The 21,184-nt window shown below is 71.6% G+C and carries 20 protein-coding genes; 5 read left to right on the top strand and 15 right to left on the bottom strand.

The genetic code is table 11. The features are described from left to right. Positions 1-6: 6 nt before the first annotated feature. The 7 genes from FDA94_RS18980 to FDA94_RS18950 all read right to left on the bottom strand — a co-directional run bounded on the left by FDA94_RS18980 (position 7) and on the right by FDA94_RS18950 (position 6,348). On the bottom strand, positions 7-1,476 hold the full coding sequence (locus tag FDA94_RS18980; RefSeq protein ID WP_137248397.1) for an aromatic amino acid ammonia-lyase: 1,470 nt from the start codon (positions 1,474-1,476) through the stop codon (positions 7-9). Further along, complete coding sequence (locus FDA94_RS18975; RefSeq protein ID WP_137248396.1) at positions 1,473-2,540, bottom strand: AMP-binding protein; 1,068 nt, start codon at positions 2,538-2,540, stop codon at positions 1,473-1,475. Before FDA94_RS18975 ends, FDA94_RS18980 begins: the two co-directional genes overlap by 4 nt. Before the next feature lie 54 nt (positions 2,541-2,594). Continuing rightward, positions 2,595-3,470 carry a glucose-1-phosphate thymidylyltransferase RfbA gene (gene rfbA / locus FDA94_RS18970; RefSeq protein WP_137248441.1) on the bottom strand — a complete coding sequence of 292 codons (876 nt, stop codon included), beginning with the start codon at positions 3,468-3,470 and terminating at the stop codon, positions 2,595-2,597. 131 nt (positions 3,471-3,601) lie between these two features. Next, complete coding sequence (locus FDA94_RS18965) at positions 3,602-4,318, bottom strand: LmbU family transcriptional regulator (protein ID WP_170991017.1); 717 nt, start codon at positions 4,316-4,318, stop codon at positions 3,602-3,604. Between the two features lie 16 nt (positions 4,319-4,334). After that, positions 4,335-5,273 (bottom strand): sporulation-delaying protein SdpB family protein, encoded by a 939-nt coding sequence (locus FDA94_RS18960; protein WP_137248395.1) that lies wholly within the window; start codon positions 5,271-5,273, stop codon positions 4,335-4,337. Further along, the gene (locus FDA94_RS18955; protein WP_137248394.1) at positions 5,267-5,830 is read right to left on the bottom strand and encodes an SdpA family antimicrobial peptide system protein; all 564 of its coding nucleotides are present in this window, start codon (positions 5,828-5,830) and stop codon (positions 5,267-5,269) included. The genes FDA94_RS18960 and FDA94_RS18955 overlap by 7 nt, the downstream gene beginning before the upstream one ends. After that, the gene (locus FDA94_RS18950) at positions 5,827-6,348 is read right to left on the bottom strand and encodes a sporulation delaying protein family toxin (RefSeq protein WP_137248393.1); all 522 of its coding nucleotides are present in this window, start codon (positions 6,346-6,348) and stop codon (positions 5,827-5,829) included. Before FDA94_RS18950 ends, FDA94_RS18955 begins: the two co-directional genes overlap by 4 nt. Before the next feature lie 326 nt (positions 6,349-6,674). On the opposite strand from FDA94_RS18950, the gene FDA94_RS18945 reads away from it, so the two are divergent. Together FDA94_RS18945 and FDA94_RS18940 are read left to right on the top strand one after the other, a co-directional pair. Further along, positions 6,675-7,064, top strand: a complete 390-nt coding sequence (locus tag FDA94_RS18945) for a GntR family transcriptional regulator (protein WP_137248392.1) — start codon at positions 6,675-6,677, stop codon at positions 7,062-7,064. A 58-nt stretch (positions 7,065-7,122) separates the two neighbouring features. After that, positions 7,123-8,106: a hypothetical protein gene (locus FDA94_RS18940; RefSeq protein WP_137248391.1), complete on the top strand. Its 984-nt coding sequence runs from the start codon at positions 7,123-7,125 to the stop codon at positions 8,104-8,106. Here FDA94_RS18940 and FDA94_RS18935 read toward each other — a convergent pair. The 7 genes from FDA94_RS18935 to FDA94_RS18905 all read right to left on the bottom strand — a co-directional run bounded on the left by FDA94_RS18935 (position 8,074) and on the right by FDA94_RS18905 (position 15,090). Then, positions 8,074-9,183 carry a sensor histidine kinase gene (locus tag FDA94_RS18935; RefSeq protein ID WP_246060034.1) on the bottom strand — a complete coding sequence of 370 codons (1,110 nt, stop codon included), beginning with the start codon at positions 9,181-9,183 and terminating at the stop codon, positions 8,074-8,076. The genes FDA94_RS18940 and FDA94_RS18935 overlap by 33 nt on opposite strands. 5 nt (positions 9,184-9,188) lie before the next feature. Then, positions 9,189-9,842 carry a response regulator transcription factor gene (locus FDA94_RS18930; RefSeq protein ID WP_137248389.1) on the bottom strand — a complete coding sequence of 218 codons (654 nt, stop codon included), beginning with the start codon at positions 9,840-9,842 and terminating at the stop codon, positions 9,189-9,191. A gap of 35 nt (positions 9,843-9,877) precedes the next feature. After that, complete coding sequence (locus FDA94_RS18925; protein WP_137248388.1) at positions 9,878-11,065, bottom strand: ABC transporter permease; 1,188 nt, start codon at positions 11,063-11,065, stop codon at positions 9,878-9,880. Then, positions 11,058-11,726 (bottom strand): ABC transporter ATP-binding protein, encoded by a 669-nt coding sequence (locus FDA94_RS18920; RefSeq protein ID WP_137248387.1) that lies wholly within the window; start codon positions 11,724-11,726, stop codon positions 11,058-11,060. The genes FDA94_RS18925 and FDA94_RS18920 overlap by 8 nt, the downstream gene beginning before the upstream one ends. Continuing rightward, positions 11,723-12,736, bottom strand: coding sequence for a peptidoglycan-binding protein (locus FDA94_RS18915; protein ID WP_137248386.1), 1,014 nt, complete (start codon positions 12,734-12,736; stop codon positions 11,723-11,725). The genes FDA94_RS18920 and FDA94_RS18915 overlap by 4 nt, the downstream gene beginning before the upstream one ends. Continuing rightward, positions 12,733-13,239 carry a hypothetical protein gene (locus tag FDA94_RS18910; protein WP_137248385.1) on the bottom strand — a complete coding sequence of 169 codons (507 nt, stop codon included), beginning with the start codon at positions 13,237-13,239 and terminating at the stop codon, positions 12,733-12,735. Before FDA94_RS18910 ends, FDA94_RS18915 begins: the two co-directional genes overlap by 4 nt. 114 nt (positions 13,240-13,353) lie before the next feature. Further along, a complete protein-coding gene (locus tag FDA94_RS18905; protein ID WP_137248384.1) occupies positions 13,354-15,090 on the bottom strand; it encodes a S1 family peptidase in 1,737 nt (578 codons plus the stop codon). 126 nt (positions 15,091-15,216) lie between these two features. On the opposite strand from FDA94_RS18905, the gene FDA94_RS18900 reads away from it, so the two are divergent. Genes FDA94_RS18900 through FDA94_RS18890 form a run of 3 tightly spaced genes read left to right on the top strand, consistent with a single transcriptional unit; the run spans position 15,217 to position 18,158 of the window. Continuing rightward, positions 15,217-17,061 carry a C1 family peptidase gene (locus FDA94_RS18900; RefSeq protein WP_137248383.1) on the top strand — a complete coding sequence of 615 codons (1,845 nt, stop codon included), beginning with the start codon at positions 15,217-15,219 and terminating at the stop codon, positions 17,059-17,061. Between the two features lie 30 nt (positions 17,062-17,091). Beyond that, on the top strand, positions 17,092-17,574 hold the full coding sequence (locus FDA94_RS18895) for a hypothetical protein (RefSeq protein ID WP_137248382.1): 483 nt from the start codon (positions 17,092-17,094) through the stop codon (positions 17,572-17,574). Next, complete coding sequence (locus FDA94_RS18890) at positions 17,574-18,158, top strand: TetR/AcrR family transcriptional regulator (protein ID WP_137248381.1); 585 nt, start codon at positions 17,574-17,576, stop codon at positions 18,156-18,158. Before FDA94_RS18895 ends, FDA94_RS18890 begins: the two co-directional genes overlap by 1 nt. Positions 18,159-18,171: 13 nt before the next feature. On the opposite strand, the gene aceE is transcribed toward FDA94_RS18890, so the two are convergent. Further along, positions 18,172-20,919: a pyruvate dehydrogenase (acetyl-transferring), homodimeric type gene (gene aceE / locus FDA94_RS18885; protein WP_137248380.1), complete on the bottom strand. Its 2,748-nt coding sequence runs from the start codon at positions 20,917-20,919 to the stop codon at positions 18,172-18,174. Between the last annotated feature and the right edge of the window lie 265 nt (positions 20,920-21,184).

The following is a 21,184-nucleotide window of genomic DNA, read 5'->3' as shown; positions in this document are numbered from 1 at the left end:
TCACGATCAGACGCGGTCGAACAGGTCCCGGGCCGCGCGCACCTCCGCCGCCATCGGGCGATCGGCGTCCAGCGCCGGGGAGATCTCCGCGAGTTCCGCCCAGATCCCCTCCGGCTCGTCGCCGACCATGACCGCCAGCTGGGCCATGCCCAGCGCCAGCGACCCGATGATGAGCCAGCCGAATTCGAGCGCGTCGCTCACCCCGTTGGCGCCGTTGAGGGCCATCGGCACGTGATCCTGGTTCCACCCGTTCGTCGGGAGCGTCGTGAGGGACGCCGGGTAGACGAGCTGCCTGATGCGCGACACGAACGAGGTCGCGCTGATCTGCACCCCGGCCAGGCCGCAGCCCCGGCCCGCGCGCGGTGTCAGCATCATCGGCAGGTCGCCGTTGGTGGCCGGGTTGAGGAGCAGGTTGAGCTGACGTTCGGCCAGGTAGGCGGCCATGTGGACGGCCAGGCCCATCTGGTCGGAGGCGAGCCCGACGGGCATGGCGTGGAAGTTGCCGCCGTGCAGGACCTCGCCCTCGAAGGTGATCGGGTTGTCCTGGCAGTTCCGCGCCTCCCGCGCCAGCACGTCCCCCGCCATCCGCAGTTGGTCGAGCACCGCGCCGAGGACCTGCGGCGCGCACCGCAGGCTGTAGGGCTCCTGGAGCGCCCGCCGCTCGTCGCGCACGTGGCCGGGGGGAAGCTCGGCCCTGATCCACCGCGCGGCCGTCAGCTGGCCGGCCTGGCCGCGGGCGTGGGCGTGCGCGTCGGCGTAGTGCTCGGGGTTGGCGCCGAGCAGGGCCGCCAGCCGCCCCGACAACATCGCCCCGGCCCTGACCAGGCGCAGCGCCGACTGCTGGTTGAGGATCGAGACGGCCAGGCTGGCGCCGGTGCCGTTGACGAAGGCGAGCGCCTCGCGGACCGGCCACTCGAAGGGCGCGAATCCCAGCGAGGCGAGCACCTCCCGGGCGGGCCTCCGCTGCCAGCCGTCGCCGTCGCGCTGCCACGCCTCGCCGAACCCCGTGTACGCCAGCGCCGCCGCCGCGAGCGGCTGCAGGTCGCCGCTGGCGCTGACGGTGCCGTCGCGCGGGATGACCGGGGTGAACCCGGCGTTCCACAGGTCGGCGAGGTTCTGCCAGAACGCCGGCGAGACCGCCGAGTAGCCGCGCCGGGAGCTGTTGAGCCGCAGGAACAGGATCAGTCGCGACACCTCCGGGTCGAGCGGCCGGCCCTGCGCGGTGCCCAGGTGGGAGATGAGGGAGGAGCCCTGCTCCAGCTCCGACTCGGCGCTGTAGAGCACGAGCGGGCCGAAGCCCTGGGTGAGGCCGTAGATGGGCTTCTCGGCCGCCAGGTGCTTGGCGATGGTCGCCGCGCTGGCCTCCATGCGCTCGACGTCGCCGGGGGTGATCGGCGCGATCGTGGCGTCCCACGCGGCGCTGCGCACCACCTCGGCGAGGTAGTCGTCCTCGGTCCGTTCCATGATCACCGTCATGTGGTCACCTTCGTTGTCGCCTTGCCCATCGCTGAGCGTTCGATTTCCGGTACGGCCCGCACCCGGCGGGGCCGCACTCCCAGCCGCTCGAAGGCGGCGGGCAGATCCAGGTCGGCCAGCTCGGTGCCCGGCCGGAGCACGACGAGCAGGTCGACGTGTTCGCCGATGACCGGGTCGGTCACCGCGACGACGGCCAGGTCGGCGCAGTCGAGCACCGCGCCGGCGGCGTGTTCGGCCAGGTCGAGGTTGATCCGGCGGCCGTTCACCTTCACCAGGCGGCTCCGCCGCCCGGTCAGCAGGAACTCGCGCGGCCCGGTCACCTCGACGTGGTCGTCGGCCTCCCAGAACGCGGGCGGCTCGCCCCCCGGCCGGTAGGCGAGCCGGGGGCTCGTGACGACCAGCGGCGCCTCCTCCTTCGGCGGGACGCCGTGGAAGTCGACGTCCCGGAAGAGCGTCCAGGCCGGCGGCTCCCCCGACGACCAGCGCCGGGTGGCGATGCCGCCCGCCTCGGTCGAGCCCATCACCTCGACGATGAGCGTCCGGCCGGTCCGGTCGAGCAGCTCACCGGCCGTGCCGGGCAACATCGCGCCGCCGTAGAGGACGGTCACGTGCTCCATCGACCGCACCCAGTCGAGGTGTTCGAGCAGCAGCTTGAAGATCCACGGCGTGGCCACCACCACGACCCGCCGCGTCGGCAGCGCGGGCATCGCCCCGAAGAACGACGTCCGGTGCCACACCGGCACCCCCAGCCAGGCGGGCATCAGCACGCTGGTGAGGGCCCCGTAGAGGTGCACGGTCGGCGCGAACGACAACACCGCCCCTGGCTCCTCGGGGGCCACCAGCTCGGCCAGCAGGCCCGCCTCCGCCCACACCTTCCCGGCCCGCCGCCGCCAGACCTGGGGGGCGCCGGTGCTCCCGGAGGTGGCGAAGTCGATCTCCGGCGGCAGGTGCTCCTGTACGAACTCCGTGTGGTCCCCCGGCTCCCAGCGGGCCCGCCACGGGGAGTCGAGGGTGTCGAACCCGGCCGTCAGGAGGCCGGCCGGGGTCAGCGCCCGATAGTCCACGACATGTGCTCCTTCACGTGGTCCCGCCAGCGGGACAGCTTCTTGCGGGCGGATTCAGGAGCCGAGCGACTGCGCGATCTCCATCAGGTACCGGCCGTACTCGGAGTTCTTCATCCCGGCCCCGAGACGGGCGCAGGCGTCGGCGTCGATGTAGCCCATGCGCAGCGCGATCTCCTCCAGGCAGGCCACCCGCACGCCCTGGCGGTGCTCGATGACCTGCACGTACTGGCTGGCCGCCAGCAGCGAGTCGTGGGTGCCGGTGTCGAGCCAGGTGAAGCCCCGGCCGAGCCGGTTCAGGTGGGCCCGGCCCTGCTTCAGGTAGGCCAGATTCACGTCGGTGATCTCCAGCTCGCCCCGCTTCGACGGCGTCAGGGCGCGGGCGATCTCCACGACGTCGTTGTCGTAGAAGTACAGGCCGGTGATCGCGTTGTCCGACTTGGGCCGCAGCGGCTTCTCCTCGATCGACACGAGCCGGCCCTCGGCGTCGGTCTCGCCGATGCCGTAGCGCTCGGGGTCGGAGACCGGGTAGCCGAACAGGACGCAGCCGTCGAGGCGTTCGCGGCTGGCCCGCAGGATGCGCGGGAAGCCGGCGCCGTGGAAGAAGTTGTCGCCCAGGATCAGCGCCGCCGGGTCGGTCCCGATGTGGTCGGCGCCGATGATGAACGCCTCGGCGATGCCGTTGGGCTCGGGCTGGGCGGCGTAGGAGAGGTTCAGGCCGAGCTGGGAGCCGTCGCCCAGCACGTTGCGCAGCGCCGGGAGGCTGCCGGGGGTCGAGATCACCAGGATGTCCCGCAGCCCGGCCAGCATCAGCACGGAAATCGGGTAATAGATCATCGGTTTGTTGTAAATCGCGAGGAGCTGTTTCGAGGTCGCCAGGGTGAGCGGATAGAGACGCGATCCGCTGCCGCCGGCCAGCACGATTCCCTTCATCATCCGTCCTTTCTTTAAAGGCGCTGAAGAATAAGCACGCCCACTCCGGCGGCGGCAAACATCGCGGAAAGGCATTGACAAAAGGAAAGGGCCGCCCCCGCGAATACGCGGAGACGGCCCGAGGCGGCCGGTCAGCCCACGGGCTGTTTCTGGCCGATGACCTCCTGGGCGATGCTTTCGAGGGCCTCGACCATCCAGTTGACCAGGTCGCTGTTCTGCAGGCTGGCCGCCAGCTTCCAGCGTTCGAGTTGTTCCTGGCTGTAGGTGAGCTGCACGTCGCCGTCCGGGCCGGCGGCGCGGGCCGCGCGGGCCCGCTTCCTCGGCTCACCGTTCCCCTCTTCCACCTGCCGGGCCTCCCCGGCCGCCGCGATCCGGGCCGAGCCGCGCAGCTCGCGCCGCAGCCGGTTGCGGGACCAGCCGAAGTGCTCAGCGCGGCGCAACCACAGATCCTGGTCCTCCTCGCTCAGGGCGGCGACCTCGGCGTGGTGGGCGAAGCTCAGCTTGTCGCGGCGGCGCGACAGGCTGAACCGCCGCGCCACCCACGCGTAGTTGCGGAGCGTCTGGTAGTCGAGCGAGGTCTGCTCGATCGCCATCCGGTAGCGGTCGGTGTAGGCCTGCTCGCCGTAGATCAGCCAGTCGCCCAGCCACCAGGAGGAGGAGTCACAGATCAGCGAGATCTGCTTGCCTATGCGCTCCCAGGCCGGATAGGAGAGCTGGTTGGGGAACTGGAGCCCGGTCCGCCGGGTGACGACCGACCGGTCGATCCCCAGCCGCTGTGGAGTCGCTTCGGGCCGGGGCTCGCCGTTGTGGGTTTTCCTGACCAAACCGTTCACAGGACCGCCGGTCATGGCACCTCCCAGTTGCTCAGTATTTGGTGGAGAGATCACGAACAGGGCCGGGCCGCAGGGCGGGACGCCACCCGTGGACCGGCATGGGGACGGGACCGGGCAGGGGCGTGTCCGCCGGGCGCAGATAGAGCACCAGGCAGGCCATCATGGTCAGCGCGAAGCTGCCCAGCCCCATGAGCAGCGCGATCGACGCGTGCAGGCCGAGCCCCGCGAGGAGCAGGTAGGGCCACGCCTCCCGCCGCGCCACCAGTCCCAGCACGAGGGCGAACTCGACCGCGATCGCCCCCCAGGTGAGCAGGGTGACCCCGGCGGCGCTGGCCAGCACCGGCCGGAGCAGCCAGGAGGCCCATTCGGGACTCCCGAACATGGGGTCGTTGAGCCAGTAGTACAGCGCGGTCCCGTTCGCCCATTCCTCGCGTCCGAGTTTGGCCATCGAGGCCTGCAGGTAGATGCCGGCCACCTGCAGTCGGACCACCAGGAACGCCGACCAGGCCAGCAGCGACCGGGCCGGGTCGGCCACCCGCGCGGCCGGTCCCCAGTGCCAGGGCCGCCCGTCGGTGAGCGCGACCGGCAGCAGCAGCAACGTCATGACCGCCGCGACCTGGTCGCCCCCGTCGGGCAGGCTGCCGGACGCCTGGAAGCTGACCGTGACCCACCAGTGAGGCAGAGCCGTGAACCGGGGCCGCCATCCGGTCGCCACGACCACCAGGACGGCGATCCCGATGTAGCGGCCCGGCCCGGGGCCGGCGACGCAGAACAGGCCGTACTGGGCGATGTCATCACAGTTGGGGAAGTCGGGCACCCCCGCCACGGGCCGGAACAGGCTCGTGGTGTCGGTCGCCAGCAGGGTCAGCAGCGTGGCGACCGCGAGCATCGTGCGGGCCAGGCCGTACACGTTCGTCCAGGGGCTCGTCTCCGCGCGGGCGCGGACGGCGGCCCCGAGCCGGGTCAGCACGCCACCTCCAGCCGGACCGCCGTCACCGGCATGCGGGTGCGGTCGGCGGCGTCGGCCCACGCCCACGGGACGGGCTCCCGCCGGGTGATCCCGATCTCCCCGCACAGCAGGGGCGCCGGCGCCGGGTTGGTCACCGGGTAGGCCGCCCCGGCCCGGGCGAGGCAGGCGTCCACCAGGCCGTCGTCGCAGACGGCCCACCGGGCCGCATGCACCGCGGCGACCAGGACGCCCAGGTCGGCGGCCTGTGCCCGGGACGCCCGGTCGAGCCCGAAGAGGTTGTGCCCGGCGTGCGGGCCGGACGACGCCGGCCGCCACGTCCCGCCGGAGTCGCGCTGCCAGGCGGCCTCCACCGGATCGCGGGCCGACTTGGTGAAGAAGGCCCAGCCCTGGGGGGCGATCGCCTGGGAGTGCCGCGCGACCACCCGCTGGCCGGGCAGTTCGAGCGCCGGCGAGGGCAGCTGCCCGAGCACGACATAGCCGATGACGACGATCCAGCCCAGCCCGATCGCGACCGTCGCAGCCCCGAGGCAGCGGTCGCCGCCCGTCCGCGCCGTCATGGAGCGAGGCGGTCGGCCACCTCGTCGGCCCACCGTTCGTGGTCGAGCTTGCTCGCGGACGGGTCGGGTCCGCTCCAGTACTTGTTCTGGTTCACCACGACGCTGGTCTGCTTCATGATGGTGCGGTTGACCACGACGAACTTGGCCAGGCCCGGCGAGGCGGGGGCCGCCTCGGAGAGGGCGCCGGCCCCGTATGCCTTGACGGCGAGTTCGCCCGCCCGATTCGCGGCCCGGTGCACCCGCACCCGGTCGCCGCTGGTGACGTCGGCCTTGAAGGAGGCGAAGAACCGGGGATCCAGGGCCTTGATGCGGCCGGTCAGCCGGCTGGCCTCGGCCGCCGTCCAGACGACGTTCGAGTGGGGGCCGCGCAGGTCGGCGTAGGTCTCCGCCGCCGGGCCCTGGGAGAGGAGGAGGCCCGAGAAGAGCTCTTCTCCCGTGTATCTCACCGGCGGGTCGGACGCCGCCGCGGCCGATCCCGCCGCTATGACGCAAATGGTCACGATGGTTCCGACGATCATTGGTCGCATGCCAACTCCAGGTCGTTGCCGTCTTGATACCAACTTGGCTTGTTATATAACTTCTCAAACAACGCTGTAAATGCCTGCCTGTGCCAGGCGGGTTGACATAGTTGTCATAGAACAAGTCATGAGAGAACCTTGGGGGTGTCGACCTTCGAACACGCCACTCCTGGCGGCGCCCTCGACCCCCCGGCCGGCACCGCGACCAGATGGGGCCGTAACGACAGGCCGGGCAGACGCGGTGTCAAGATGATCGCGCCTCGCGTTCGAGGTATGTGGAACCGCCTGACCGTGCCGTCGGCCAGGCTGATGGCTGGGAGTGCCGCATGCGCCTGAGCATCGATCCGAGCTCGGCGGAACCCCTGTTCGACCAGATCGCCAGGAGCATCCGCCACGCTCTGGCCAATGGACTACTCCGCACGGGCGACCGACTGCCTCCCGCCAGGGATCTGGCCAATGACATCCAGGTGAACCTCCACACGGTTCTCCGCGCGTACGCGTTGCTCAGGGACGAGGGCCTGCTGGAGGTCCGGCGCGGCCGCGGCACCGTCGTGGTGGCGCAACCGCCCGGTGTGGGCGACCCCCGGCTGGCCCGCGCCATCGCCCACGTGGCGGCCGAGGCCCATCGGGTGGGGCTGACTCAGGGCAGGCTGGTGGAACTAGTGGTACATGCTTTCCAAAGCGGGCCAAGCTATGACAAGATCCTGGACCAGTGAAATCCGCTCGCACGTTCAGGACCATCAGGTGAAGAGGGCGTCCTCACACTTCGCGAGAGTGGTTCTCCTCTTACCGGCGCTCATCCACCTTGCGGCGGCCATCCTGCCGCTGACGCTCCAGGACCGCCTGCCCGACCCGGTGGCCGTCCACTTCACCGAGGGCCGTCCCGACCAGGCGGCCTCCCTGTGGTCCTCCGTCGTCGAGGACCTGATCCTCAGCTCCGTCGTCTGGGCCGTCTTCGGCCTGGTCGCGTTCCTGCGCCCCGACGGTTCCATCGGCCGCCGCGCGGCCGCGGGCGTGGCGCTCGGGCTGATCGTGCTGCTGAACACCGGAGCCCTGATCGGCCCGATCCTCAGCAACCTCGACGCCCCGACCTGGCAGGAGGCCCGCTCCCCCGGCTACGCCCCGGCGCTGGTGATGGCCATGGGCGCGGCCGGCGCCGTGTTCGGCGCGCTGGCGGTCAGCCCGCTGCGCCGCCGCCGCGACGACGAGGAGGCGCTGCCCGACGACCCGGTGGCCGGGCCGCCCCGCCGGGGCCGGTCGATCTGGATCGGGACGGCCGAGAACCGCCCGCTGTTCCGCAACACCCTCGCCGCCGCCTGCCTGCTGCTCGGCGTGACCGTCGTCGGCAGCGAGTGGGCCGTCATCCCGGCCCTGATCTCGCTGGCCGGGCTCCACCTGTGGTCGGGGGTCACCGCCGTTTTCGACGGCCGCACGCTCACCGTGCGCGGCCGGCTGCCGCTGCCGTCGCTGCGCCGCGTCGACCTGGCCGACATCGAGACGGCCGAGGCGATCGAGGTCGACCCGAGCCAGTGGGGCTGGGGCTGGCGGCTGCGCAACCTGCGCACCCACGCGGTCCTGATCCGCAAGGGCGAGGCCCTGCTGGTCGCACTGCGCGACGGCGGCGAGTTCACGGTGACGGTCGACCACGCGGCGCTGGGCGCAGAGGAGATCCGCCGCGCCCTCCGCTCTGCCGCCGAGTCCCCGAAGCCCGACGACGCGGCCCGGTCAGACGGCAGCGACCTCGACGAGGAGCGGTAGCCGGACCGTCACGATCAGCCCCCCGCCCTCCCGTGGCCGGGCCTCCGCCGTCCCCCCGTGGGCCCGCGCGATGGCCCGGACGATCGACAAACCCAGCCCCGCCCCGCCCGCCGATCCCGTCCGATCGGGGTCGAGGCGGATGAAGGGGTCGAACAGCCGGGCGGCCTGGGCGGGGGCGATCTCGCGGCCGGTGTTCTCCACGGTCACGTACGAATGGCCCGCTCCGTTGCCCGTCCGGACCGTCACCTCGGCGCGATCGTCGTTGTAGGTCACCGCGTTGTCGACCAGGTTGCGGATCATCCGTTCCAGCAGCACCCCGTCGCCCATCACCGGCGCCGGGAACTGGCGCGACACCGTCAGGCCGTGCGCCAGCAGCGACGGGCGGGCCAGCTCGGCCAGGTCGCCCGATTCCCGTCCGCTCAGGTCGCGTTCGCTCAGCGCCAGGGTGAGCAGGCCCTCGATGAGGCGTTCCTGCCGGGAGTTGGACGCCAGCAGCTCGTCGCGGACCGGCCGCAGCGACGCGGGGATCAGCCCGTCGGACATGGAGACCTGCAGCAGCGCGCGGTTGATGGCCAGGGGCGTGCGCAGTTCGTGGGAGGCGTTGGCGACGAAGCGGCGCTGGCCGTCGAAGGCGTTGTCGAGGCGTTCGAGCATCGAGTCGAAGGTGTCGGCCAGGTCCTTGATCTCGTCGTGCGGCCCGGTCATCGAGATGCGCCGGTGCAGGGTGTCGGTCGACAGGCGGCGGGCCGTCTCGGTGACGTGCTGCAGGGGGTCGAGGGCGCGTTTGGCGACGTACCAGCCGACGGCCAGGCCGACCAGGCCGACCAGCACGGCGGCGAGCAGCGACCACCAGACCAGGGCGCCCAGCACCGTCTCGTGGTAGTCCTCGACCTGCTTGTTGAAGAAGAACAGCTGCTTGTCGCCGGTGAGCGGCGGCAGGTCGTCGAGCGGCAGGCGGATCGTCACCCGCCGGGTGAGCTGCCTGCTGACGACGATGTAGTTGATCATCACGAGGACCAGCGCCGCCGCGCAGAACAGGCTCCCGTAGACGACGGTGAGCCGGGCCCTGATCGGCATGCGGTTCACAGGCGGTATCCGGCGCCGGTGATGGTCTCGATGACGGGCGGGTCGCCGAGTTTCCTGCGCAGGGTCATGACGGTGACCCTCACCGAGTTGGTGAAGTAGCTGATGTTCTCGTCCCACGCCTTCTCCAGCAGGTCCTCCGCGCTGACCACGGTGCCCTCGGCCCGCAGCAGGATCTCCAGCACGGCGAACTCCTTCGGGCTGAGGGCGACGTACCGGCCGTCGCGGAACACCTCGCGGCGGGCCGGGTCGAGGGTCACCCCGGCCCGCGCCAGCACCGGCGGGTGCGCGAGCGGCACCCGCCGGGCCAGCGCCCGGAGCCGGGCGACGAGTTCGGGGAAGTCGAACGGCTTGGCGAGGTAGTCGTCGGCGCCGATCGACAGGCCCTCGACCTTCGACCGCAGGTCGCCGGCGGCGGTGAGCATGATGATGCGGGCCGGGATCCGCCGGGCGACCAGCTGGCGGCACACGTCGTCGCCGTGCACCGCCGGCAGGTCGCGGTCGAGCACGATGACGTCGTAGTCGTTGGTCAGCGCGCGTTCCAGGGCGGCGTCGCCGTCGTGCACGACGTCCACCGCCATCGTCTCCCGGCGCAGCCCGGCCGCCACGACCCGGGCCAGCACCTTCTCGTCTTCGGCCACCAGCACCCGCATGGTCCGCATCCTGCCGTTCCGGGGGTAAACGCCGGTTAAGCGCTCAGGGCGAGGGTGGGCGACATCCGGGCGGCCCGCATCGCCGGGTAGAGCCCGGCGACCGTCCCGACCAGCAGGGTCGCGGTGAGCGCCCCGGCCGGCGCCCAGGCCGGCACCGTCGGAGGCAGGCCCATCCAGGTGGCGTACGCCACCGTCACCGCCCCGCCCAGCACCGCCCCGGCGACCCCGCCCAGGCCCGAGAGCAGCAGCGACTCGGCGAGGAACTGGCCGCGCACCTGGCCCCGGGTCGCCCCCAGCGAGCGGCGCAGGCCGATCTCCCTGCGGCGCTCCAGCACCGAGATGACCATCGTGTTGGCCACCCCCACCCCGCCGACGAGCAGCGCCACCGCGCCGATCCCCAGCAGCAGGCCGGTGAACGCCGAGTCGGCGGCGGCCCGCGCCGCCAGCGCGTCGGACGGCCGGCTGACCTCCACCTCCTCCGGGTTCTCCGGCGAGGCGGTGGCCGGGAGGACCGCCCGCACCGCGTCGACCTGCGACGGGTCGGTCCGGGTGTAGATCGTGGTCGGGTGGCCGTCGAAGTTCAGGTACGTCCCGGCCGCCGCGAACCCGACCAGCGCCGACCGGTCGACCTCGGGCGCCAGCGGCGAGGGCGCGAGGACCCCGACGACGGTCCACCACCGGCCGCCGATCCACAGCTGCTCTCCCACGTCGCGCACCCCGAGCCGGTCGGCCGCCACCGCGCCGAGCACGACGGCCCGGAGGGAGACCGTGGCCTCGTTCAGCCAGACGCCCTCGGCGACGGGGGTCTGCAGCGCCCGCAGCAGTTCGGGAGAGGCGGCCCGCGTGGTCAGCCCGCCGGTCGACTGGGGGTCGATCCGGTCGGTGCGGTAGACGGGCGTCCCGGTGTCGCCGGTCGCGCCCGCCACCTCGACCGGTCCGACCGCGCCGACCATCGCGAGCGCGGTCTCCGGCAGCGCGGTCGGCTCGCCGAACAGGCTCTGACCGGGGGTGACCCGCAGCAGGTTGGTGCCGAGCCGGTCGAGCTCGGCCAGCAGCTGGGCCTTGGACGACGACGAGATCCCGACGACGGCGACCATGGTCGCGATGCCGATGGCGATGCCGAGCGCCGACAGCACCGCCCGCGCGGGCCGGACCCGCAGCCCGGCCGCGCCGACCCTGACCAGGTCGCCCCAGGAGAGCCGGGCCGGACGCAGCTCAGCCATCGGAGACCACCACGCCGTCGCGCAGCCTGATCCGGCGCGGCGCGGCCGCGGCCACGTCGGCGTCGTGCGTGATGATCACCACGGTGGTGCCGGCCGCGTTCAGCTCCCCCAATAGGGTGAGCACCCCCGTACCGGAGACCGAGTCGAGGTTGCCGGTCGGCTCGTCGGCGAGCAGCAGCGCCGGATCGCCCACGACGGCGCGGGCCACCGCGACCCGCTGGCGCTCGCCGCCCGACAGCTCGTTGGGCCGGTGGCCCAGCCGGTGGCCGAGGCCGACCCGGGCCAGCGCGTCGGCGGCCCTCTCGCGGCGCTCGCGGCGGCCGACCCCGGCGTACAGGAGGCCGTCGGCGACGTTGTCGAGCGCGGTCACGCCGTCGGCCAGGTGGAACTGCTGGAAGACGAAGCCGATGCGGCGGGCGCGCAGCGCCGACAGCTCCCGGTCCGACAGGGTGGCGACGTCGTACCCGGCGATCTTCACGGTGCCCTCGGAGGGCCGGTCGAGGGTGCCGATGAGGTGCAGCATCGTCGACTTGCCCGACCCCGACGGCCCGGCGATGGCGACCAGTTCGCCTGTCGCGACGCGCAGGTCGACGCCGCGCAGGGCGTGCACGCCCCCCGGGTAGGTCTTGGCGGCGCCGGTCAGTTCGATGACGGCGGTCATTCGGCGGGCACCTCGACCTTCATCCCCTCGGTCAGCCCGGCGCCCTCGATCTCGACCCGACCGGCCGCGAACAGCCCGGTCGTGACCTTGGTGACCGTGCCGGCGATCCGCACGCCGTAGCCGCCCTCGCGCAAAGCCAGCAGCGCCTCGACCGGCACCGACAGCACGTCCTTGCGGGTCTCGCCGGTCAGGCCGACGTCGACGGGGGCCTGGTCGAACCGGCCGAGCCGGCCCTCGGCGGTGATCTCGACGTCGATCGTCGCCTCGCCGCCCTCCTGCGCGGGCGGCCGGGCGACGGTGCCGATCGAGGTGATCCTCCCCTTCCCGGTCCGCCCGTCGGGGGTCTCCAGCGTCACCGCCGCGCCGAGCCGGGCGAGCTGCTGGTCGGAGGCGGCGAGGTCGACGTGGACGACGCGCTTGGTGCCGGTCGTGGCGATGACCGACCGTCCGGCGGGCATGCCCGGCTCGCCCGTGACCTGGGCGACCCGCACCGGGCCGGAGGCGACCACCACCTCCTCGGGCCCGACCGTGCCGGTCTCGTCGAGGTTCAGGTCCTCCTGCCAGTCCCGTACGGCCTCCCGGGTCGTCCAGGTGAAGTCGTCGTCGACCGTGCCGGGGTCGTAGCCGAGCGCCTTGAGGTTGCGCTCCAGCTGCCGGACGTCGTGCCCCGACGTGGCGGTGTCGAGCCGGCGGTACATGGGCGTGGCGCCGTACATGAGGATGACGGGTTTGCCGGAGACGGCGTAGAGCCGCTTGCCGCGCCGGATGACGGCGCCCTCCTCGGGCGTCCAGGTGACCGTGCCGCGGGCGGCGTTGGGCAGGTCGCGCCGGTTCTCGTAGCCGAGGGTGCCGCCGACGGTCTCTGCGTCGGCCAGGTCGCCGCGGGTGATGTCGGCCGTCTCCGCCACGACCGGCGCGGGCGGCGGGGGCGTGTCACGGGTGGCCGCCGCGACGCCGCCGCCGGCCAGCGCGGCGACCGCCACTCCCCCGGCGAGCAGCCCCTTCCTCACTTAGGGCCCCCGCCGGGCAGGTGCTTCTCGCAGGTCGCCTGTGCCTTCTTCGCCTCCGGGGAGTCCATGACGTCCTTGGGCGCCCGGATGAGCATCCGCCCGCCGTCGACCTTCGGATCGGGCATGTCGACGCCGTTGTCCCGCATGCAGTCGGTGTATTTCTGCACGGCGTCCGCGAACTGCGCGTCGCCCATTCCCGGCCCGGCCCCGATCGGCCGGAACTGTTCGCACGCCTCGTTGGCCTTCTCGACGGTCGCCGGGTCGACCCCCTCCTTGATCCGCACCCTGACGGCGTTGCCGCCCGGCTCCGGATCGGGCACGTCGATGCCGTGCTCACGCATGCACTGGGCGAACTTGACGGCGTCTCCGGACGCGGCCGGGCTGGGCGCCGGGGCGGAGGCGGACGCGCCTCCGGCGGTCGCGACGCCGCTCTGCTGGGCGGTTCCGCACGCGGCCAGGAACAGCGGCACCGCCGCGACCAAAGCCATTCTGAATCGGGTCATGCGCAATTTCTAGCGAGACCCCGCTAAACACCCGTTAAGCGAATTCGCTTATCCCGTGTTTATGCGAACAGAAAAGGCCCGTGGAGAAGACGGGCCTTTCTCGCGTCCGGCCCGCTACTGCGGCGGCCGGTTGCCGAGCTGGCGGCGGAGCTGCTCCAGCTCGCGCTCCAGGTCGGCGACGTTCCGGTCCCGCGGCTGCGGCTGCTGGGGCTGGTGGCCGTAGGGCTGGGGCTGCGGAACCGGTCCACCGTTCGGCTGCTGCCCGTGCTGCTGCCCGTGCTGCTGCCCGCCGTGGGCCTGCTGGTAGGCCTGGTAGGGCTGCGACGGCGGCCGGTAGCGGGTCGTGCTCTCGGCCGGGGGCAGCGAGTGGGCCTGCGGCGGCTGGTAGGCCGGGATCTGCTGGGCCTGCGCCTGGTAGGGCGGGGCGCCGTTGTAGACCGGGATCTGGGCGCGCTTCTTGCGCTTGGCGCTCTTCACCAGCAGGCGGAGCAGCACCAGGCCGAGCAGGATCGCGACGATCACCCCGGCGCCGATGAGCAGCCAGAAGCCCGACGACTGCGGCGACTCGTCCTTGCCGGCCGTGATGGCCTGCTGCGAGTTGGTGATGTACTCGGCGACCCACGGGTGGGTCGGGTGCAGCGCCTGGACCTCGCGGAAGATGGGCAGCGCCTCGGAGTAGTGCTTCAGGAAGAAGGCGTCCAGGGCGGTGTTCCAGCGCGTCGTGGTGGCCGACGCGGTCGGCTTGATGCCCTTCTCGTTCAGCTTCTCCTTGATCACCGAGATCGGGAGCACGAACGACTCGTTCTCCGACGCCTCCCCGCCCTCGGAGACCGTGCCCGCGATCAGCATGCCGATGACGTCGCCGTCCTTGGAGAAGACCGGCCCGCCGGAGTTGCCGTGGTAGGAGGGCGCCTGCGTCTGGATGTACGGCACGCCCTTGTCGGTCGTCCGCAGCGCGTTGTACGGCCCCTCGGTCAGCGCCGGGTCGAGCTTCGACTCCAGGCTGAAGAACGGGGTGTTGGTGACCAGTCCGGGGAACCCGCTGATGTACAGCGTCGAACCGACCTGGACGTCGGCGTCGCCGCCCAGCGGCACGGTCGGCAGGTTCTGCTGCCCGTTGACCTTGAGCAGCGCGTAGTCCTTGCCGGGGTAGCTCTCGCCGACGTCGACGAGCTCGGCCACGATCGGCTTGGCGGTCTTGTCGACGCCGCCGCCGGGGTGGGCCTGCAGCACCGCGATCTCCTTCTTGAGACCGTTGACCTGCATGTTGGCCGCGTTGAAGTTGATGAAGAGGTTCTCGGCGAGCTTGATCATCTCTTCGTCGGGCGAGAGGTCCTTGACCATCTCCAGGATCCCCTGGGCGTCCTCCTCGTAGAACTTGGAGAGCGCCTGCTGGGCGAAGACGTCGTGGAGCTCCTTCTCGCCCATCTCGACGCAGTGCGCGCCGGTGACCATGTAGCCGTCGGGGGTGACCCACCAGCCGGTGCACATGCCGCCGACCTCGGCGTCCACGACGCGGTTCGGGGTGCCGGGCACGAGGTAGGCGCCCACGTTGGCGTTCATCTGCTCGAACATGTACTTGGCGATGGTCCGCTGGTCGGAGGCGACCTTGCCGGCCACGACGTCGGCGGTGATCTTGTCGACGAGGGCGTAGAGGTTGGCCTCGTTGACGGCCGGGGTGGGCACGCTGACCTTGCCCGTGTAGGTGAGGCTGGTGAGCTGGACGGCGGGGTGGGTCTGCGCGGCGAGCCGGGTCCCGATCGGGACGTCAGGCGTCTCATCCGCGTACGCGGGAGATGCGGCGAGCACCGACACCGCCGCAGTGGCGACGATGATTCTTCTGAGGTTCACGGCACTGATCGTCGGACAGTCGCCTTGTCCACCACTTGTGAGTGACTTGGGGTTTCCATTACCCGAGGGAAAACCCCAGGGCAGACCCGGTGGCAGGCCCGTTGGCCCGTTCCTACCGTTGCGGACATGGCCAGAGCCGTCCCTCCCGGGACCATCCTCGTCGACGGCCGCGCCTTCGTCGCGGCGGTGCTCCCCGACGTGTACGACGCCCGCGACCTCCCCTACCGCCCCCTCCTGCGGCCGCTGCCCGACGCGGTCGACAACCGCGCCGGCCGGCGGGTCCTCACCCAGGAGGGGGCCTCCTGCACCGGCCACGCCCTGGCCGCCGTCATCGCCTCGGCGCGCGAAGGGCTGGCGGTGAGCCCGTACATGCTCTACCGCCTCGGCCGCCGCTACGACGAGTTCGCCGGGGAGGAGGACATCGGCTCCTCGCTCCGCGGCGTCCTGAAGGGCTGGTACCACCACGGCGTCCTCCAGGAGGACGCCTGGACCGTCCCGGAACCCGACCTGAACGACCCGCTGGTCGCGGCGGAGGCCGCCCGCATCCCGATGGGCGCCTACTACCGGGTGACCCCCGGCAACCTCGACGACATGCAGTCGGCCATCGCCGAGGCGGGCGCGGTGTGCGTGTCGGCGCTCGTCCACGAGGGCTGGCGCGAGCCGTGCCTGGAGAACGGCGCCCACGTCATCCGCCGTCTGGGCGGCCACGCGTCGCTGGGCGGCCACGCCTTCGCGCTGGTCGGCTACGACGAGACGGGCTTCCTGGTGCAGAACTCGTGGGGCCCGTCGTGGGCCGGCGGGGGCTTCGCCACCCTCCCCTACGACGAGTGGCTCGCCACCGCCTACGACGCCTTCGCCGTCCGCCCCGGCGTCCGGGGCACCCCGCTGGGCACCCGCACCCGGCCGGCCCCGGAGGCCGCCGCCGCCGCCTCAGGCGTCGACCTGGCCCCCTACGTCGTGAACCTGGGCAACGACGGCCGCCTGGCCAGGATCGGGACCTTCGAGAGCTCCCCCCGCCAGATCGAGGCCGCCCTCACCCAGATGGACGCCACGCACGCCAAGTGGGGCGGCGCGGAACGCCACGTGGTCCTCTACGCCCACGGCGGCCTGACCAGCGGCGGCCGGGGCCAGGACATCGCCCGGCGGGACCTGGACTGGTGGCTGGCCAACCGGATCTACCCGATCACCTTCGCCTGGCAGACGGGCCCGGTCGAGACCCTCCTCGACCAGCTGGCCGATCTGGCCCGCCGCTTCCTGCCCGCCGGCGGCCCGGCGGAGTGGCTGACCGAGCAGGCCGACCGCGCGGTGGAGGTGCTGGCGCGGGGCAGCCTGGCCTGGGCCTGGGACCAGATGAAGCAGAACGCCCGCGCCGCCTCGGAGCCGGTGGCGGCCGAGATCGACTGGACCGCCACCCGGTCGCCGCACCCCGGCGCCACCCTGACCGCGCTGGCGCTGCGCAACCACCTGCACCCGGGCACCCGCGTCCACCTGGTGGGCCACAGCGCCGGTTCGATCTTCCTGACCGCCCTGGCCGAACGCCTGGTGGCGGCGGAGGTCCCGATCGCGTCCACGACGTTCCTGGCCCCCGCGATCACTGTGGACGACTTCCGGCGCACCCTCGCGCCCCTGCTCCCCCGGATCGGCCGGTTCACCACGTTCGCCCTGACCGACGACCTGGAGCTCGGCGACGTGTGCGGCGCCGTCTACCGCAAGTCGATCCTCTACCTGGTCTCCCGCGCCTTCGAGCGGCCCGCCCAGGCGGGCGGCGAGGTGCCGATCCTCGGCATGGCCAAGCATCTGACCGGCCTGGACGTCCCGGTCGTGCTGGCCGGGACGATGACCCCGATCACCGACCACTGCGCCGCCCGGAGCCACTCCGACTTCGACACCGACACGGCGACCATGACCTCGGCCCTCCTCCGCATCCTGAACCGGACGGCCCTGGACGAGGCCCTCATCCCGTACCACTAGACGGGAACCAGGTGTGTGTACCATCAGTACATGCGGACTGTCTTAGTGAAAGTTACAGGCACCGTGCTGGTGACCGCCCTGATCGCCTACCCCCTCTACGCCCCGCAATGGGGCACGGGCATCCTCGGCGAGGTCACCGCCGCCGGGCCGGTCGGCGGGACCGCCTTCGTCGCGGTCTTCTTCGGCCTGGTCGCCCTCTACTGCCGGACCCTGCGGCGGACCCTCGTCCTGGCGGGCGCCGACCGGCCCGGGTCGGTGTGGTGGATGTTCGCGATCCCGTACAACTTCACCGAGGACTTCTTCATCGTCGGGAAGGTCCGCGCCGCGCTGACCGGGCGCGTGACGCCGGAGTTCCTGCGGTGGTGGTCGATCCTCGGGTACGGCTGGTGCGCCTTCCAGATCCTGTCGCTGCTCCCCGGCCTGCCCGGCTACGCCGGAGGGGCCGTGGCCATCCCGCTCTGGGCGGCACACTGGATCATGACGTCCCGCGTCCAGCACACCTGGGGAACCTGATGCCGCTGCCTCGCTTCGACCGGCTGCCCGCCGAGTCCCGGGCCGCGATCCTGGCGGTCGCGCGCGCCCACTTCGCCCGAGACGGGAAGGACGCGGCCTCGTTCAACCAGATCATCGCCGACGCCCACATCTCCAAGACCTCGGCCTACCACTACTTCGACGGCAAGGACGACCTGTGGTCGGCCGTCGTCGCCGACGCCTCCGGACGGGCCCTGGACGTGCTCGGCCCGTGGCGGCCGGCCGAGTCGGCCGCCGACCTCTGGGAGCGGCTCCGGGCGGGCTCGCTGCGCCTGTCGGCCCACCTGCGCGACCATCCCGACGACCGGGCCGTGCTGGCGGCGGGCGGCGGCTCCGGGGGCGACGGCTGGATCGCCGACCTGGTCGCCGACGGGGCCCGCATCGGGGTGATCGACGTCGTCCCGGGCATCGAGGCCGCCACGGCCGGGGTGTTCGCGGCCGTCGACCGGTGGGCCCTCGACGACCCGTCGGAGCCCGACCCCGCCGGGCCGCTCCTCGTGCTGCTGGCCCGGCTCTGGGGCGTACCGGAAACAGAAAGGCCCCCGAGACACTCGGGGGCCTTCTGAGAGACGCCTGGGCTCAGACGCCCATCGCCTCGGTGTCGTTCGACTCGGCGGTGGTGCCGATCTCGGTGACGCCGTTCTTGAGGTGGTAGCGGGCGATCGCGTCCTTCAGCGTCTCCGGCTTCACCTCGCCGCGCTTGGCGAGCTGGGTCAGCACCGCCAGGGTGATCGAGGCCGCGTCGACGTGGAAGTGCCGCCGCAGCGCCGACCGCGTGTCGGACAGGCCGAAGCCGTCGGTCCCGAGCGAGGTCCAGTCGCCCGGCACCCACTGCGCGATCTGGTCCTGTACGGCCCGCATGTAGTCGCTGACGCCCACGAAGGGCCCGGGTACGTTCGACAGCTTGGCCGTGACGTAGGGGACCTTGGGCTCGGCCTCAGGGTTGAGCAGGTTGTGCTCCTCGCAGGCGAGGGCGTCGCGGCGCAGCTCCGACCACGAGGTGGTCGACCACACCGAGGCGGCCACGCCCCACTCTTCGGCCAGCATGCGCTGCGCCTCCAGGGCCCACGGCCCGGCGACGCCCGACACGAGGATGTTGGCCTTGGGGCCGTCACCCTTGGCGGGGGCGAAGAGGTAGAGACCCTTGAGCAGGCCCTCGACGTCGAGGTCGGCCGGCTCGGCGGGCTGCTGGTAGGGCTCGTTGTAGACGGTCAGGTAGTAGAAGACGTCTTCGGCGTTCTCGCCGTACATCCTCCGCAGGCCGTCGCGCACGATGTGGGCCACCTCGTAGGCCCACGCCGGGTCGTAGGAGATCGCGGCGGGGTTGGTCGAGGCGATGAGCGGCGTGTGGCCGTCTTCGTGCTGGAGGCCCTCGCCGTTCAGGGTGGTGCGGCCGGCGGTGGCGCCGAGCAGGAAGCCCCGGCCCATCTGGTCGGCCAGCTGCCACATCTGGTCGGCCGTCCGCTGCCAGCCGAACATCGAGTAGAAGATGTAGATCGGGATCATGTGCTCGCCGTGCGTGGCGTACGCCGAGCCGACCGCGATCGTGGAGGCCATCGAGCCCGACTCGGTGATGCCCTCGTGGAGGATCTGACCCTCGGTCGACTCCTTGTAGGACAGCAGCAGGTCGCGGTCGACCGCCTCGTAGGTCTGCCCGTACGGCGAGTAGATCTTGGCGGTCGGGAACATGGCGTCGATGCCGAAGGTGCGGGCCTCGTCGGGGATGATCGGCACGAAGCGGTTGCCGATCTCCTTGTCGCGCATGAGGTCTTTCAGCAGGCGGACGAACGCCATGGTGGTGGCGACGTTCTGCTTGCCCGAGCCCTTGGAGAGCTGCTTGTAGGCGTCGTCGCCCGGCAGCTTGAGGCTCTTGGCGCGGATGACCCGCTTGGGCAGGAACCCGCCCAGCGCGTGGCGCCGCTCCTTCATGTACGCGATCTCGTCGCTGTCGGCGCCCGGGTGGAAGTAGGGCGGCAGGTCGCCTTCGAGGTCCTTGTCGGGGATCGGAAGGTAGAGCCGGTCGCGGAACTCCTTGAGCTCGGCCTTGCTCAGCTTCTTCATCTGGTGGGTGGCGTTGCGGGCCTCGAAGTCCTTGCCCAGCGTCCAGCCCTTGATCGTCTGCGCCAGGATGACCGTCGGCTGGCCGACGTGGTCGCGGGCCGCCTTGAAGGCCGCGTAGACCTTGCGGTAGTCGTGACCGCCGCGCGAGAGCTTGCGGATCTCGTCGTCGGACAGGTGCTCGACCATCTTGCGCAGGCGCGGGTCGCCGCCGAAGAAGTGGTCGCGGATGTAGCCGCCGTTCTCGACCGAGTAGGTCTGGAACTGGCCGTCAGGCGTGGTGTTCATCTGGTTGACCAGCACGCCGTCGACGTCGGCCGCCAGCAGCGGATCCCAGTCACGGCCCCAGACGACCTTGATGACGTTCCATCCGGCGCCCCGGAAGTACGACTCGAGCTCCTGGATGATCTTGCCGTTGCCCCGGACCGGGCCGTCGAGCCGCTGCAGGTTGCAGTTGATGACGAAGGTCAGGTTGTCGAGCTCCTCGCGGGCCGCGAGACCGATGGCGCCGAGCGACTCGGGCTCGTCCATCTCTCCGTCGCCGAGGAAGGCCCACACGTGGCTGCGCGAGGTGTCCTTGATCTTGCGGTCGTGCAGGTAGCGGTTGAACCGCGCCTGGTAGATCGCGCCGATCGGGCCCAGGCCCATGGAGACCGTGGGGAACTCCCAGAAGTCGGGCATCAGGCGCGGGTGGGGGTAGGAGGGCAGCCCCTTGAACCCGTGCGACAGCTCCTGCCGGAAGGCGTCGAGCTGGGTCTCGGTGAGGCGGCCCTCGAGGAAGGCGCGCGCGTAGATTCCGGGGGCCGCGTGGCCCTGGAAGAACACCTGGTCGCCCGACTCGCCGTGGTCCTTGCCGCGGAAGAAGTGGTTGAAGCCCACCTCGTAGAGGGACGCGGCCGAGGCGTAGGTGGCGATGTGGCCGCCCACGTTGGTGCGGGCGTTGGCCCTGGTCACCATGATCGCGGCGTTCCACCTGCTGTAGGCGCGGATGCGCCGCTCGACGTACTCGTCGCCGGGGAACCACGGCTCGCGCTCGGGGGCGATCGTGTTGATGTAGTCGGTGCTGCGCAGACCCGGGACGCCGACCTGATGCTCACGCGCCCGTTCGAGCAGGCGGAGCATCAGATAGCGCGCTCGGGTTCGCCCCTCCGTCCTGACGACGTTGTCGAGCGACTCAAGCCACTCCTGGGTCTCGCTTGGATCGACATCAGGGAACTGGCTGGGTAGGCCGTCACTGATGATCGAGAAACGCTGGCGTCCGGAAGCCACTGGGTCTCGCCTTCCGAGAATGGACTTTTGTCGGTCTAGGGTTCGGGTTCCATCCTGGCTGCTCCCTGCGGAAGATGCATCTCTACCGCGGGGTAACCGGGTGGTCTTTGGCCTAGACCACCGATGGTAGGACGATTTTCGCCCAAGCTTGCACATCCCGCCACCACCGGGTGTGCTCACTTCGTCAGCGTAACGTTTTGACCTAGGTTGTCCCTCACCTGGTCGCACGGCCCCGATTTACGGGCAGGCCGCACCTTAGTATCCC

The sequence above is a fragment of the Herbidospora galbida genome, from assembly GCF_005233835.1.
Classification (GTDB): domain Bacteria; phylum Actinomycetota; class Actinomycetes; order Streptosporangiales; family Streptosporangiaceae; genus Herbidospora; species Herbidospora galbida.
The sequence above is the reverse complement of the archived record's forward strand: the minus strand, read 5'-3'. Positions and strand labels throughout refer to the sequence as shown.

Coding starts and splice junctions, on each gene's coding strand:
- FDA94_RS18980 (WP_137248397.1), bottom strand. CDS start 1,476: ATGACGGTGATCATGGAACGGACCGAGGACGACTACCTCGCCGAGGTG.
- rfbA (WP_137248441.1), bottom strand. CDS start 3,470: ATGAAGGGAATCGTGCTGGCCGGCGGCAGCGGATCGCGTCTCTATCCG.
- FDA94_RS18965 (WP_170991017.1), bottom strand. CDS start 4,318: ATGACCGGCGGTCCTGTGAACGGTTTGGTCAGGAAAACCCACAACGGC.
- FDA94_RS18955 (WP_137248394.1), bottom strand. CDS start 5,830: ATGACGGCGCGGACGGGCGGCGACCGCTGCCTCGGGGCTGCGACGGTC.
- FDA94_RS18950 (WP_137248393.1), bottom strand. CDS start 6,348: ATGATCGTCGGAACCATCGTGACCATTTGCGTCATAGCGGCGGGATCG.
- FDA94_RS18945 (WP_137248392.1), top strand. CDS start 6,675: ATGCGCCTGAGCATCGATCCGAGCTCGGCGGAACCCCTGTTCGACCAG.
- FDA94_RS18935 (WP_246060034.1), bottom strand. CDS start 9,183: ATGCCGATCAGGGCCCGGCTCACCGTCGTCTACGGGAGCCTGTTCTGC.
- FDA94_RS18930 (WP_137248389.1), bottom strand. CDS start 9,842: ATGCGGGTGCTGGTGGCCGAAGACGAGAAGGTGCTGGCCCGGGTCGTG.
- FDA94_RS18925 (WP_137248388.1), bottom strand. CDS start 11,065: ATGGCTGAGCTGCGTCCGGCCCGGCTCTCCTGGGGCGACCTGGTCAGG.
- FDA94_RS18920 (WP_137248387.1), bottom strand. CDS start 11,726: ATGACCGCCGTCATCGAACTGACCGGCGCCGCCAAGACCTACCCGGGG.
- FDA94_RS18910 (WP_137248385.1), bottom strand. CDS start 13,239: ATGACCCGATTCAGAATGGCTTTGGTCGCGGCGGTGCCGCTGTTCCTG.
- FDA94_RS18900 (WP_137248383.1), top strand. CDS start 15,217: ATGGCCAGAGCCGTCCCTCCCGGGACCATCCTCGTCGACGGCCGCGCC.
- FDA94_RS18895 (WP_137248382.1), top strand. CDS start 17,092: ATGCGGACTGTCTTAGTGAAAGTTACAGGCACCGTGCTGGTGACCGCC.
- FDA94_RS18890 (WP_137248381.1), top strand. CDS start 17,574: ATGCCGCTGCCTCGCTTCGACCGGCTGCCCGCCGAGTCCCGGGCCGCG.